The sequence below is a fragment of the Ignavibacteriales bacterium genome (assembly GCA_026390595.1).
In the GTDB taxonomy this organism is placed as follows: Bacteria; Bacteroidota; Ignavibacteria; order UBA10030; family UBA10030; genus UBA9647.
Window position 1 is genome coordinate 73,946 of the sequence record JAPLFQ010000032.1, and the last position, 11,988, is coordinate 85,933.

The following is an 11,988-nucleotide window of genomic DNA, read 5'->3' on the forward strand; positions in this document are numbered from 1 at the left end:
GGGCATGATGAATTCGATTTCCCGAAGACGATTCCTGAAAATCTCCGCAGCGACCGTCAGCCTCGCGGCCGCCGGATGCGCGACCAAGTCTGGAACATCAAGCCTCGGCGCGAAGGAGAAAAAGAATGGGATCCAGAAAATCCCGACCTATTGTGATATCTGCTTCTGGAAGTGCGGCGCGATTGCGTACGTCAAAGACGGTGAACTGTGGAAAATCGAAGGCAACCCGGATGATCCGCTCAGCCGCGGACGCCTTTGCCCGCGGGGCACCGGCGGCATAGGCGCTCACACAGACCCCGACAGACTCCGCACACCGCTGATCCGCAAACGCGAGCGAGGTGAAGAAGTGTGGCAGGAAGTCACCTGGGATGAGGCGCTGGGATACATTGCCGACAAGATGCAGAAGATCAAATCCGAATACGGACCGGAATCGATGGCGCTCTTCAGCCACGGTATCGGCGGCAACTTCCTGAAGCACACAATGAAAGCATACGGAACTCCGAACATCTCAGCCCCCTCCTTCGCCCAATGTCGCGGACCCCGCGATGTCGGATTCCGCCTCACCTTCGGCGAGGACGTCAGTTCGCCTGAACGGACGGATATCAAGAACGCCCAATGCCTGGTCCTGATCGGAAGTCACCTCGGCGAGAACATGCACAACTCCCAGGTCCAGGAGTTCGCTGACGCGATCGACAACGACGCTTCAATCATCGTCGTCGACCCGCGTTTCTCCGTTGCCGCGAGCAAGGCCAAGTGGTACCTCCCCATCAAGCCGGGGACCGATCTCGCTTTGCTTCTTGCGTGGATGAATGTCATCGTGAAGGAGAATCTGTACGACAAAGAGTATGTGACAAAACACGGATTCGGTTTCGAACAATTCGCAGCCACACTCCTCCCCTACACACCAGAATGGGCATATCCCGAAACAGGAATTGAACCAGAAGTCATACGCGCTACCGCCCGCGAGATGGCGCGATACAAGCCGGCAACGCTCGTCCATCCGGGAAGGCACGTCACCTGGTACGGCGACGATGCACAACGCAGCAGAGCCATCGCACTGCTCAACGCACTCCTTGGAAGCTGGGGACGCAAAGGAGGATTCTACTATCCCGTCAGCATGGACGTTCCGGCATATCCATATCCTGCCTATCCGAAGCCGGCAAGAGACAAAGTCGACAATCCGAATCACAAGTATCCTTTCGCGCATGAGACAATCACCACCGGCACCCGCGATGCTACAATATCCGGCCAACCGTATCCCATTAAAGGCTGGTTTGTTTATGCGTCCAACCTGATTCACGCACTTCCAAACGAGCAGGAGACGATCAAGGCTATCCAGAACCTCGACCTTCTCGTCGTGGTCGATGTGATACCGAGTGAAATTGCCGGATGGGCGGACGTCGTTCTCCCCGAAGCTGTCTACCTCGAGCGGCACGACGATCTCAACGTGGAGTGGTTCAGGGATTCGTTCACAGCCCTGCGTCAACCGGTCGTCGAATCGCCTCACGATCAGAAACCGAACTGGTGGATCGCAAAGCAGCTCGCCGGGAAACTTGGCCTCAGCAGCTATTTCCCCTGGAACGATATCGAGGAGTATTTCAAGCACCGCCTTACCGCAGCCGGACTCGATTACGATGAGCTCAGGCAAAAAGGGATCATCAGGGGAAAGAAACAGCCCAATTACTTCGAAGAAGGGGTGCCTATTGAATTCCCCACTCCTTCGGGAAAGATCGAATTCTACTCTTTGCAGCTCCAGAAGGCAGGGTTCGACCCGGTCCCGAGATATACAAAGCCCGATCCGAATCCCCCCGGATCGTTCCGACTCCTCTACGGCCGCTCACCCGTTCATTCGTTCAGCAGGACGCATTCAAACAGGATTCTCTCCGATATGATGTCTGAGAACGAGGTATGGGTCAATGCTTCCGTCGCAGGAAGGCTGGGATTGCAGAACGCCCAGTACGTCACGCTGAAGAATCAGGATGGAGTCGTCAGCAATAGAGTGAAAGTGAAGGTGACTGAGAGAATCCGGCCGGACTGCGTGTATGTTGTCCACGGATTCGGCCATACGTCCAAAGGACTTAAACACGCCTTCCGCAAAGGTGCAAGTGATGCGCAACTGATCACCAGGTACAAGACTGATCCGCTCATGGGAGGTACGGGAATGAACAACAATTTCGTCACCATCGAACCGGCGGAGGCGTAACCATGGGGCGATTTGGAATGGTCATCGATACTGTGAAATGTGTCGGATGCATGGATTGCGTGGTTGCCTGTAAGACTGAGAACGAAGTTCCAGAAGGATTCAATCGTGACTGGATCGCACAGGACGTCACCGGCTCCTTCCCCACACTCCACATGGAAATCCGAAGCGAGCGATGCAATCATTGCGACGCTCCCCCCTGTGTGTACTGCTGCCCGACGGGAGCGAGTCACGTTCACAGCCTGGGCGGTGTAGTCCTCGTGGAACACGGGATGTGTATCGGCTGCAAGGCCTGCCTTGCCTCCTGCCCCTATGACGCGCGGTTCATCCACCCTGATGGATATGCCGATAAGTGCACGTTCTGCATCCATAGAGTGGAAAAGGGTTTGGATCCGGCGTGCGTCTCCGTTTGCCCGACTCATTGCATGACATTCGGCGACCTCGAAGATCCGAACAGTTCCGCGAGCAAGCTCCTCGGCTCAAGGAAGTACCACTCTTTGATTCCTGAGGCTGGCACAAAACCACAAGTGTACTATCTCACATAGAGGACTGTATGCACGAACTCACAACTACGAGGCACAACGAGCTCGTCGATCCCGTCCTGCAGATCTGGGCATGGCAGATTCCTGTGTATCTGTTCATCGGCGGACTCGTCGCCGGGATCATGATCATCTCCGGTTACTTTGCCCTCAAGGGTCAGTACAAGAAGAACATGTTCACAAGTTTCTACCTGCCTCACATCAGCCTCGTTCTGCTGAGCCTGGGTATGTTCTCGCTATTCCTCGATCTTGAACACAAACTGTACGTCTGGAGACTCTACACCACATTCAAGATCATGTCGCCGATGTCCTGGGGAGCATGGATACTGATTCTCGTGTACCCTGCTCTCTGGTTGAACACACTCATCCGCATTCCGGATGCATACAAGAATATCATCCCCGTGTTTGACCGCCTGAGTGCCAGAATCAACCAACATCCATTCTTGATCAAGAGCATTGGCACTCTCAACATGCTCCTGGGCACACTCCTTGGCATGTATACCGGCGTGCTCCTGAGTTCGATCGCCGCAAGGCCTCTCTGGAACAGCTCTATGCTTTGGATGGTGTTTCTCGTTTCCGGACTCTCGGCTGCGTCCGCGTTTGTGCACCTTGTCGCGCGCGACCCGGAAGAACGACTGTTACTCGCCAAAGCAGACAACGGCTTTCTGACCCTCGAGCTCTTTGTGATCGGCGGCTTCGTCAGCGGCTTGCTGAGCTCGACGGGAGTTCATTCCGAAGCAGTTCTGCTCATACTCGTCGGACCGTACGCCCCAGCGTTCTGGGTGGGCGTCATCGGACTCGGCATCATCATCCCCTTGATCATTCAGATGCTGGCAGTGAACGCCAGAGTCAAACATACATCGGCAGCTCCCATTATGGTCTTGTTTGGCGGACTTCTGCTCCGCTTCGTCATCGTGTATGCGGGGCAATACAGCCACTACACGCATCAGGCACTATCAAGATAGTACTCATTCCACTTCAACGCTGATATTCCAGGATTGATTCGAGAATCGGAGGACCAACAAATGGCAACAGCAAACGAAATAGGTCTCAGTGAGTCCAAGCTTCGCACGGGGGGGCACACAGAAAGGACAGCGCAGCCGTACTGGAACCCGTACGTCGCAGGGCTTGGACTTGGGCTTGTGCTGCTCGCTTCATTCGTGATCATGGGACGCGGCTTGGGGGCATCCGGTGCATTCTCATCCCTCGTGACGGTCGGTGTCCAGGCTGTGGCACCGAATCACGTGGCTGCTAACGAATTCTATTCTGAATACGTCGGCGACGGATCAAAAAGTCCATTGAAGGACTGGCTTGTCTTCGAAGTGCTCGGAGTGTTCGTCGGCGGGTTCATCTCAGGATTGCTCGCAAATCGGGTAACAAAAGTGGTCGAACGAGGGCCCAACATCAGCAGCGCCGGACGGCTGACGCTCGCGTTCATCGGTGGAGGATTGATGGGGATCGGAGCGAAGCTCGCCCGCGGCTGCACAAGCGGCCAGGCGTTGACCGGCGGCGCCCTGTTCAATGTCGGCAGCTGGGCTTTCATGATGATGGTATTCGCCGGCGCATATGCTACGGCATACTTTGTAAGGAGACAATGGCAATGAACGCACCCTTCTTCAAATTTGGTTTATTTGGCGATGACGTCAGTCTCGTCGTCGCATTCGTCATTGGAATCGGGTTCGGCTTCTTCCTCGAGCGGGCCGGATTCGGCAGCTCAAAGAAGCTTGCCGCACAGTTCTACTTCACCGACCTCACCGTCTTCAAGGTAATGTTCACGGCGATCATTACCGCTATGGTTGGTGTTTACTACCTTTCCGTAGTCGGTTTCGTCGATCTTTCACTCGTCTATCTGACACCCACCTTCCTGGTCCCTCAAATCGTCGGAGGTCTGATCCTCGGCGTCGGGTTCGTTGTAGGCGGATACTGTCCGGGAACATCGTGCGTCGCTGCATCGACGGGACGAGTTGACGCGATGGTCTACCTCCTGGGAATCGTTTTCGGGATTTTCGTTTTCGGCGAGGCGATCCCGTTGGTAAGCACCTTCTATCTCTCGACACCGATGGGCCAGATCACGCTTCCACAAATCTCCGGCCTCCCGTACGGTTTGATCGTGTTCCTTGTTGTGCTGATGGCTCTGGGGGGATTTGCCGGAGCAGAGTGGGTTGAGAAGAAAATGGCGGCAAAGAAAGCGAGGGCCTGATCATGAAAAACCTCTTCACTGATCTCTCCCTGAACAGAAAGCTTGCCCTCTTCGTGTTCGTCCTGGGATTCCTGGCTTTATTCGCTGGAAGCCCGTACAGAGGAACGGAGCTGAAAGTCGACGCCTCTGAGATGGCAATGATCGTCCAGAAGGAAGTTGATCATGTCTCTTCTGAAGAACTGGCCGGCTGGATTGTTCAAGGGAAGGCCGATTATCGTCTTCTCGACCTGCGTACCGAGAAGGAGTTTGGCGAGTACCACATCCCAACTGCGGAAAACATGCAGCTGACGAACTTGAAAGAGGCCCAGCTGGGCAGGAATGAGAAGATGGTCTTGTACTCTGACGGGGGGATTCACTCCGCACAAGCCTGGTTTCTCCTGAAGGCCGAAGGGCACAAGGGAGTCTACATACTGCGCGGCGGGTTGGAGGAATGGAAAGACAAAATACTCTTTCCACGACTTACCGATAACGCTTCGCCGGCCGAAGTCGCGGCGTTCGAGAAGACCAGACTCTTGAGCAAATTCTTCGGGGGATCCCCGCAGGTTGGAGGCGCTGCACAGACCACCACGCAGACGATGACGCTCCCGAAACTCGAATCCCCTACGGGAGCACAACCCAAGACAACTCCGGGAAAGAAGAAGAAAGAGGGCTGCTGAGCGGCGCTTGCATCACAGAGGAAGCGTTTGTAGCTTATCCGAAACCTTGAAGCCCTCTCTTACAATGGAGGGCTTCTCTGCTTTGAACAACTGACCTGGAACAACCGGAGTGAACAATGCAAAAACCCCCTAAGCGATACCAGGATTTCTCCAAGAAGTACCGTGACATCGCGAAAGCGTACGAAGAGATGGGATCTGCCTGTCATTCGGCGGGACCGCTTGACGAAAAGACACGAGCCCTCGTCAAGCTCGCCATTTCAATCGGCGCCCGTATTGAGGGGAGTACTCATGCACACGCCCGAAAAGCTATCGCTGCCGGTGTCAAAGCGGAGGAGCTGTACCACGTCGCACTCCTTGCCATTCCGACGATCGGATTTCCGCCTGCCATGGCGGCGATGAGCTGGGTTGAAGATATGGTGAAACCGGAACTTCCGGCCCGCAAACGCAAATGACGAAGCGGTCAGATGTTCTCGGCGCGGTTCTCGCCGGCGGCAAGAGCACGCGCATGGGTACGGAGAAAGCGTTATTGCCCGTCAAAGGCCGTCCGATGATCCAGTATGCAGCTGAGACGCTTGCGAAGGTGTTTGCTGAAACTGTAATCGTTGGCGGCAGCCAGGACAAGTACGGGTTTCTGAAATGCGAGATTGTGCCGGATCTCTTTGAGGGTTGCGGTCCGCTTGGCGGTATTCATGCGGCGTTACACCGCTCCAAGCCGCGGGCTGCCTTTGTCCTGTCCTGCGACACACCATTCATCCCTGCCGATCTCATTGAATTCCTCCTCCGAGCCAAGGCGCCGGATTTGACAGTTATCGCGACATTCGACGGGGTCCTCCAACCTCTTTGCGGAGTTTATGACGCGTCGAGTTTTCCCGAAATCGATCGAGACATCGAACAAGGCAAGTACTCCGTCTTCAAAACACTCAAGAATATCGAGCATGTAGAAATCCCAATTACGCCCGATCTCCCGTTCTTCACTCCACAGCTATTCTGGAATATGAATCGACCTGAAGATTACCGAATCCTCTCACAACCTGACGCAGGGACTTCTCATGGCTGATGCACGCACGATCAAAAAAGCGGCGCGTACACCGCTCACCTCCAGGAACAGTCAAGCGCGTTCCATCAAGCTCGTAAATTTCGAGACGGGAGAGTCCGTTTCGATTCTTCCCAGTCTGGGAGCGACCGTGCGTGAGCTGGTCCTTCGTTGCAGAGGGAGGCTCTTCTCCATCCTGGAGTATCCCAAATCGTACAAAGCGATGCTTGAAAACAAGCACTTCGCAGGGGTCAAGCTCATTCCCTTCCCGGGCCGGATCCCCGACGCGACGTACGCGTTTGCAGAGAGAACACACAAGCTTGAGGCTAACTCGAAGCGCAACTTTGCCATTCACGGGTTCTTCTTCGACAAGCCGTATCAATTGCACAAAACGAGGGTGGGCGATAACTCTGCATCATTGGTGCTTCGATCAAAGCACAACGGCAGAACCAAGGGATATCCCTTCGCGTTCGAGGTCCGATTGACATACACGCTCAAAGCGGGCTCGTTCTCCTGTACGACAGAGATCCGGAACACGGATTCCAAGCCGATCCCTGTCGGAGACGGCTGGCACCCATATTTCAAAACCGCGGGGCCTGTCAGAAAACTTCTGCTATCGCTGCCGGCACATTCCGTGGTTGAGGTCACTCCTTCGAAAGTGCCGACGGGTGCCATGCGCAAACCGATTACAAAACGAAGTGTTATCCCGCTGAACAAGAAGACACTCGACCCGGTGTTTGACTTTGGAAAGAAACGGCAGAAGGTGACGACAAAGCTCATTGATCGGAAGCTGGGACTCGAACTGCAGGTATGGCAGGATTCGGGGGCGGGGCGCTACAGGTATTTGATTCTCCACCGGCCGGATTCGGGCTCGTCGGTGGCCATTGAACCCTGGACGTGTGCACCGAACTCATTCAACAACAGAATGGGTCTGATCGTATTGAAACCGGGCGCGACATTCAAAGCATCGTATGGAGTTGTGCTGAAAAAACTTCAGAAGTGATTGCGCGCTCCTGACGGAGCTCGATGAGATAACTGCATCCTTAATTCTTCAGACATTTCGTCCCTAACGGGACGGGGAATAAGTTGGCTCAAGTTCACTTCTTCTTGGCGGCGAGGAAATTCTGGACCATCCGATTGGCGCGTTCCGTCAGCACTTCATAGCGCTCTTCATCGATGGCTTTCTTGTCGAGCAGATCACTTCCGACACCCACTGCGCACGCCCCCGCCGCGATCCACTCACCAACATTATCGATTGTCACTCCACCGGTCGGCATCAGGCGAATATCCGGGAAGGGACCACGAAGATCCTTGAAATACTTGGGTCCCAGTGAAGTTGCAGGGAATACCTTGATGATGTCAGCGCCGGCATTCCATGCAGTCAGTATCTCGGTCGGAGTATAGCAGCCGGGCATGACCGGAATGTCCCGCTTCCCGCAGAGAGACACGACGCCAAGGTTCAACACCGGGCCAACGACAAACGCCGCTCCAGCATCAATCACCTGATTCGCCGTCGTCTCGTCAACCACAGTTCCGGCACCGATGAGCACATCGGGTGGAACGGCTGTCGCCAGACGTCGGATGATTTCCACAGCTCCCGGTACTGTCATCGTAATTTCGATGTTCTTGACTCCCCCCTGTCGTACAGCTTCGATGACCTTAAGAAGCCGGTTCGTGTCTTTCATCCGGATGACAGCAACGACACCGGATTCGATTATTCGGGCAAGTATGTCTGAGCGTTTCATAGGCTACTTCAGATAGAATGTGTAGTAAGGTTCACTCTTCGCCATCCGGAGGATGAGAATTCCGAGCTCGCGAGCGTGGTAGTCTCCCCACATCGTAGACTCACCGCAAGGGATTTTCTTGCCGGCGGGTACGTGGTCCCAACCGTTCGGCCTGTGGTACACTGAATGCAGTATCAGCCCCTGATGGTTGGGATCGAGCGAAAGGTACGGCTCCTGAAACACCCGACACGCCACCGCCAGTCCTGCCTGGAGATATTTCTCCCCGTTGACCTTGTCGCCGTTGTTCAGGAGAAAATTGCCAAGGCGCACCAGACCCTGTGCGGAGATCGATGCCGCCGAGCTGTCGACCGGCTCGAAGTCATTGAATGGCTCTGCCGGGCGGTCGAGGTAATTCCCGAGCATTGACAAGCCCGGGGCTCCGGTATCCCAGTACGGAATTCCATCCGTGGGCATGTTGTGGACATAGAAATCAGCTGTTGCGCGAGCCACCGTCCGGAAGGCACCCAGGATTCTCTCGCTTCCGCCGAAAGGACTTAATGCATCCTGCGGCAAAGCAGAAAGGAACTCGAGCTCCTCGGCATAGCCCAGGAGGATCCAGGCGAGTCCGCGAGTCCAGGTCGACAACGGAGAGTAGCCCTGTTGCGTGCTCGCACACCTGTAGGACCCATCGTTGGTATTGAAGATCGATTCGTGTGCCACCCTCCCGCTCACATCGTATGCGTCGCGCCCTTCCCCGAAATAAACATTATATCGCGCTGTCGTTTCGGCATGCTGGAGCAACCTTTCCAGCAGATCAATTCTACGATCCTTCTCTCCCATGAGTACGTGGCCGAGCTGATGAGCCACAGCGAGAACCCGGAGAGAACGAATCGTGTCGGCAAACAGTGAATGCGGACCATTAAACGAATAAATGTATCCCTGCTGTTCACCAATCGAAGTCCAGCGGGCCGCCTGCACTGCTCCGCTGACCTTGATGGCCAGCTCGTAGAAATTCGTTTCCCATTGGTCGGCCGGCAACTTCTTCTCACGCATCAAGCGTAGAAGATTGCCGCACGTGCTCATCGTGTTAAACCCATGATCATGAACACCGACATGGCTCACATGACGGGGCATTTCGCGCAGCGTGCCTTCTCTGCCGATTGCCAGGAAGTCCTTCTCACCAGAGAAGTCGTACTGAAGAACAGCTGACCCGAACTGGAATCCCTGCGTCCACTCTGTCCAGCCCCTGGAGGTGTATTTGCCGTCAACAGTGAAAACTGGTGATCCTTTCCCCGGATTCCATGCCTTCTGGATGTTGGAGATCTTCTTTCCGGACAACTCGAACATGCGTTCGACAACCGGAATGAGGGATTTCAATTGAACAGGATGATCGATACGGAGCATAGTCGGTCACAATCGTTGGATGTGAAGGCCGCCGTCGACGTAGATCACTTCGCCGGTGGAAAACGGAAATTGGCCCGAGAGGAGCGCTCCAGCTGCCTGGCCCACGTCCTCAGCCGTCCCCCACCGCTTCAATGGTACCAGTCCCTCAGCGAGCAGCTTGTCATACTTCTCTTTGACACCACTGGTCATGTCGGTCAACATAACACCCGGCCGGAGTTCATACACCTGCACACCATGATCAGCCAGGCGTAACGCCCACAGCTTGTTGACCATTGCGAGGCCGGCTTTCGAGATGCAGTATTCACCGCGGTTCAACGACACTGCATCAGCCGAGATCGATGAAACGAACACAACCTTGAAGCCTCCAGGGAGCAGTGGGGATGGAGTTTCCTTGAGCCAGTAGTTGGCCACGCGCTGAGTAAGGAAAAATGGCCCTTGCAGGTTAACCCTTAGCACTTCGTCAAATGATTCTTCGGTCATCTCGGTCAGGTCTTTTCTTTCCTTCGGGGCGACTCCTGCATTATTGACGAGGGCATCGATTCTACCCATTTCCGAAAGGACCTTCTTCACGAGTTTTTTCACCTGCGACGATTCGCTGATGTCTGCCTGGACGGCCAGGAACTGCTGTTCCTTCGACAACCGGTTTGCCGTGCATTGTGATACGGTCTGCAGAGCAGATTTGCGATCTCGTGCAAAATTCACTGCCACAGAATAGCCCCGTTTTGCAGCCTCGACGGCAATTCCCCGCCCCAACCCGCGGCTTGCGCCGGTAATGAGGACAACGGGTATTGTTGTTTTCATTGGGACCATCAGAATTGGTGGAAGAGGCCGGAGTGAATCATAAGCCGGCCGGCGCAAAGTATGTCCGACCCAAAATACTAAACCAATGTCCGAAAGACAAGGAGAACCCATCGCTGACGATACCGCGTTTTGCCAGTGGAATCTTTGCGACATTTTAGCTACAATCTTCTCGAACCATCGCACCGATTCCCTCCTCCATTGTCAAAGGACCAATGCTATGAACGGGTACGACAGACGGCAATTCCTCAAGTCATCACTTCTCGGATCTTCCGGGGCGATCCTTGCGTCGTCCGCTCTTGGGCAGACGGCAACTGCCAACGCTGAGCCATCAGTGCGGCGAACGAAGCTCATCACCCGGAAACTCGGAAAGACAGGAATCGAGGTCCCGATTGTCAGTTTCGGCGTGATGCGCGCCGACAATCCGGCGCTCGTCAAAACCGCGATGGAGGCCGGTATCGTCCTCTTTGATACCGCGCACGGGTATCAAAGGGGCCGTAATGAGGAGATGCTTGGGGAAGTACTGAAAGATCAAAAGAGAGATTCCTATATTCTCGCTACGAAAGTCCAGCCCGAGGAAAAGGACAACAAGACGGGAATCCTGAAAGCCGGCTCTACTGCGAAAGCGTTTCTTGACCGGTTTGATATCAGTTTGAAGAGGCTTAAGCTCGATTACGTTGATGTTCTCTATGTACACGAGATCTCAACCAGGGAAGGTGTCTTTTTCCCGGCAATGATTGAAGCCTTGCAGGAAGCCAAGAAGTCAGGAAAAGCAAAGCATGTAGGCCTGTCGACACACAGGAATGAACCGGAAGTCATCCAGGCCGCAATCGAGGCCGGCATCTACGAGGTGGTTTTGACATCTGTTAATTTCAAGCAGGATCACTATGGACAAGTCAAAGAGGCAATAGCAAAAGCAGCGAAAGCAGGAGTCGGAATCGTTGCGATGAAGACCATGGCAGGCGGATTCCATGACAAAGAACGGACCAAGCCTATCAACTGCAAAGCGGCGCTAAAGTTCGTGCTTCAGGACGAGAATATCACCACAGCGATACCGGGCAACACGAATTTTGAGCAGCTCGCCACCAATGCCAGCATCAACACCGATCTTGCGATGACCGACGAAGAAAAAGCCAGCCTCGCGCTCGGCAAGTCCGAAAGCGGCTTGTACTGCCAGGGATGCGAGCATTGCGTACCGAATTGCCCGAAGGGATTGCCGATACCCGACATCATGCGCGCGTACATGTATACTTATGGATACAAGCAACCCGAAATGGCGCAGGTTCTGCTCAAGGGGCTCAACGTCTCCGGAAATCCATGCAGCGATTGCGGCCATTGCACGGCAGTGTGCACAAAGGGGTTCAATGTAGCCGACAAGGTCGCTGACGTCTCGCGCCTCGTCAACGTGCCAGAGGAATTTCTAGCGTAGGGAAC

Annotated in this window: 13 protein-coding genes; 10 read left to right on the top strand and 3 right to left on the bottom strand. The window is 54.7% G+C overall.

The features are described from left to right. The first annotated feature begins 7 nt into the window (after positions 1-7). The 9 genes from NTU47_17310 to NTU47_17350 all read left to right on the top strand — a co-directional run bounded on the left by NTU47_17310 (position 8) and on the right by NTU47_17350 (position 7,631). Complete coding sequence (locus NTU47_17310) at positions 8-2,203, top strand: molybdopterin-dependent oxidoreductase (GenBank protein MCX6135568.1); 2,196 nt, start codon at positions 8-10, stop codon at positions 2,201-2,203. Between the two features lie 2 nt (positions 2,204-2,205). Then, complete coding sequence (locus NTU47_17315; GenBank protein ID MCX6135569.1) at positions 2,206-2,745, top strand: 4Fe-4S dicluster domain-containing protein; 540 nt, start codon at positions 2,206-2,208, stop codon at positions 2,743-2,745. A gap of 8 nt (positions 2,746-2,753) precedes the next feature. After that, positions 2,754-3,704 carry a polysulfide reductase NrfD gene (nrfD, locus tag NTU47_17320; protein MCX6135570.1) on the top strand — a complete coding sequence of 317 codons (951 nt, stop codon included), beginning with the start codon at positions 2,754-2,756 and terminating at the stop codon, positions 3,702-3,704. 60 nt (positions 3,705-3,764) lie between these two features. Beyond that, positions 3,765-4,343 (top strand): YeeE/YedE thiosulfate transporter family protein, encoded by a 579-nt coding sequence (locus NTU47_17325; protein ID MCX6135571.1) that lies wholly within the window; start codon positions 3,765-3,767, stop codon positions 4,341-4,343. Next, entirely contained in the window at positions 4,340-4,939 is a 600-nt protein-coding gene (locus NTU47_17330) for a YeeE/YedE thiosulfate transporter family protein (protein ID MCX6135572.1), read from the top strand. The genes NTU47_17325 and NTU47_17330 overlap by 4 nt, the downstream gene beginning before the upstream one ends. A gap of 2 nt (positions 4,940-4,941) precedes the next feature. Further along, positions 4,942-5,595, top strand: a complete 654-nt coding sequence (locus NTU47_17335) for a rhodanese-like domain-containing protein (protein ID MCX6135573.1) — start codon at positions 4,942-4,944, stop codon at positions 5,593-5,595. A 116-nt stretch (positions 5,596-5,711) separates the two neighbouring features. Further along, positions 5,712-6,047 (top strand): carboxymuconolactone decarboxylase family protein, encoded by a 336-nt coding sequence (locus NTU47_17340; GenBank protein ID MCX6135574.1) that lies wholly within the window; start codon positions 5,712-5,714, stop codon positions 6,045-6,047. Then, entirely contained in the window at positions 6,044-6,652 is a 609-nt protein-coding gene (locus tag NTU47_17345; protein ID MCX6135575.1) for a molybdenum cofactor guanylyltransferase, read from the top strand. The genes NTU47_17340 and NTU47_17345 overlap by 4 nt, the downstream gene beginning before the upstream one ends. Further along, complete coding sequence (locus NTU47_17350; protein MCX6135576.1) at positions 6,645-7,631, top strand: aldose 1-epimerase; 987 nt, start codon at positions 6,645-6,647, stop codon at positions 7,629-7,631. Before NTU47_17345 ends, NTU47_17350 begins: the two co-directional genes overlap by 8 nt. 94 nt (positions 7,632-7,725) lie before the next feature. Here the strand turns inward: NTU47_17350 and eda are convergent, their stop codons facing one another. From eda to NTU47_17365, 3 genes are read right to left on the bottom strand one after another with little or no spacing between them, the layout of a single operon-like run. Next, positions 7,726-8,373, bottom strand: a complete 648-nt coding sequence (gene eda / locus NTU47_17355) for a bifunctional 4-hydroxy-2-oxoglutarate aldolase/2-dehydro-3-deoxy-phosphogluconate aldolase (protein MCX6135577.1) — start codon at positions 8,371-8,373, stop codon at positions 7,726-7,728. A 3-nt stretch (positions 8,374-8,376) separates the two neighbouring features. Beyond that, a complete protein-coding gene (locus NTU47_17360; GenBank protein MCX6135578.1) occupies positions 8,377-9,756 on the bottom strand; it encodes a hypothetical protein in 1,380 nt (459 codons plus the stop codon). A gap of 6 nt (positions 9,757-9,762) precedes the next feature. After that, positions 9,763-10,557, bottom strand: a complete 795-nt coding sequence (locus tag NTU47_17365) for a 3-ketoacyl-ACP reductase (GenBank protein MCX6135579.1) — start codon at positions 10,555-10,557, stop codon at positions 9,763-9,765. A 217-nt stretch (positions 10,558-10,774) separates the two neighbouring features. Between NTU47_17365 and NTU47_17370 the strand changes: the two genes are divergently transcribed. Next, positions 10,775-11,983 (top strand): aldo/keto reductase, encoded by a 1,209-nt coding sequence (locus NTU47_17370; GenBank protein MCX6135580.1) that lies wholly within the window; start codon positions 10,775-10,777, stop codon positions 11,981-11,983. Positions 11,984-11,988: the final 5 nt, after the last annotated feature.

What these genes read in the sequence shown, in the direction of transcription:
- NTU47_17310 (MCX6135568.1), top strand. Translation starts at nt 8, where the DNA reads ATGAATTCGATTTCCCGAAGACGATTCCTGAAAATCTCCGCAGCGACC.
- NTU47_17315 (MCX6135569.1), top strand. Translation starts at nt 2,206, where the DNA reads ATGGGGCGATTTGGAATGGTCATCGATACTGTGAAATGTGTCGGATGC.
- nrfD (MCX6135570.1), top strand. Translation starts at nt 2,754, where the DNA reads ATGCACGAACTCACAACTACGAGGCACAACGAGCTCGTCGATCCCGTC.
- NTU47_17325 (MCX6135571.1), top strand. Translation starts at nt 3,765, where the DNA reads ATGGCAACAGCAAACGAAATAGGTCTCAGTGAGTCCAAGCTTCGCACG.
- NTU47_17330 (MCX6135572.1), top strand. Translation starts at nt 4,340, where the DNA reads ATGAACGCACCCTTCTTCAAATTTGGTTTATTTGGCGATGACGTCAGT.
- NTU47_17335 (MCX6135573.1), top strand. Translation starts at nt 4,942, where the DNA reads ATGAAAAACCTCTTCACTGATCTCTCCCTGAACAGAAAGCTTGCCCTC.
- NTU47_17340 (MCX6135574.1), top strand. Translation starts at nt 5,712, where the DNA reads ATGCAAAAACCCCCTAAGCGATACCAGGATTTCTCCAAGAAGTACCGT.
- NTU47_17345 (MCX6135575.1), top strand. Translation starts at nt 6,044, where the DNA reads ATGACGAAGCGGTCAGATGTTCTCGGCGCGGTTCTCGCCGGCGGCAAG.
- NTU47_17350 (MCX6135576.1), top strand. Translation starts at nt 6,645, where the DNA reads ATGGCTGATGCACGCACGATCAAAAAAGCGGCGCGTACACCGCTCACC.
- eda (MCX6135577.1), bottom strand. Translation starts at nt 8,373, where the DNA reads ATGAAACGCTCAGACATACTTGCCCGAATAATCGAATCCGGTGTCGTT.
- NTU47_17360 (MCX6135578.1), bottom strand. Translation starts at nt 9,756, where the DNA reads ATGCTCCGTATCGATCATCCTGTTCAATTGAAATCCCTCATTCCGGTT.
- NTU47_17365 (MCX6135579.1), bottom strand. Translation starts at nt 10,557, where the DNA reads ATGAAAACAACAATACCCGTTGTCCTCATTACCGGCGCAAGCCGCGGG.
- NTU47_17370 (MCX6135580.1), top strand. Translation starts at nt 10,775, where the DNA reads ATGAACGGGTACGACAGACGGCAATTCCTCAAGTCATCACTTCTCGGA.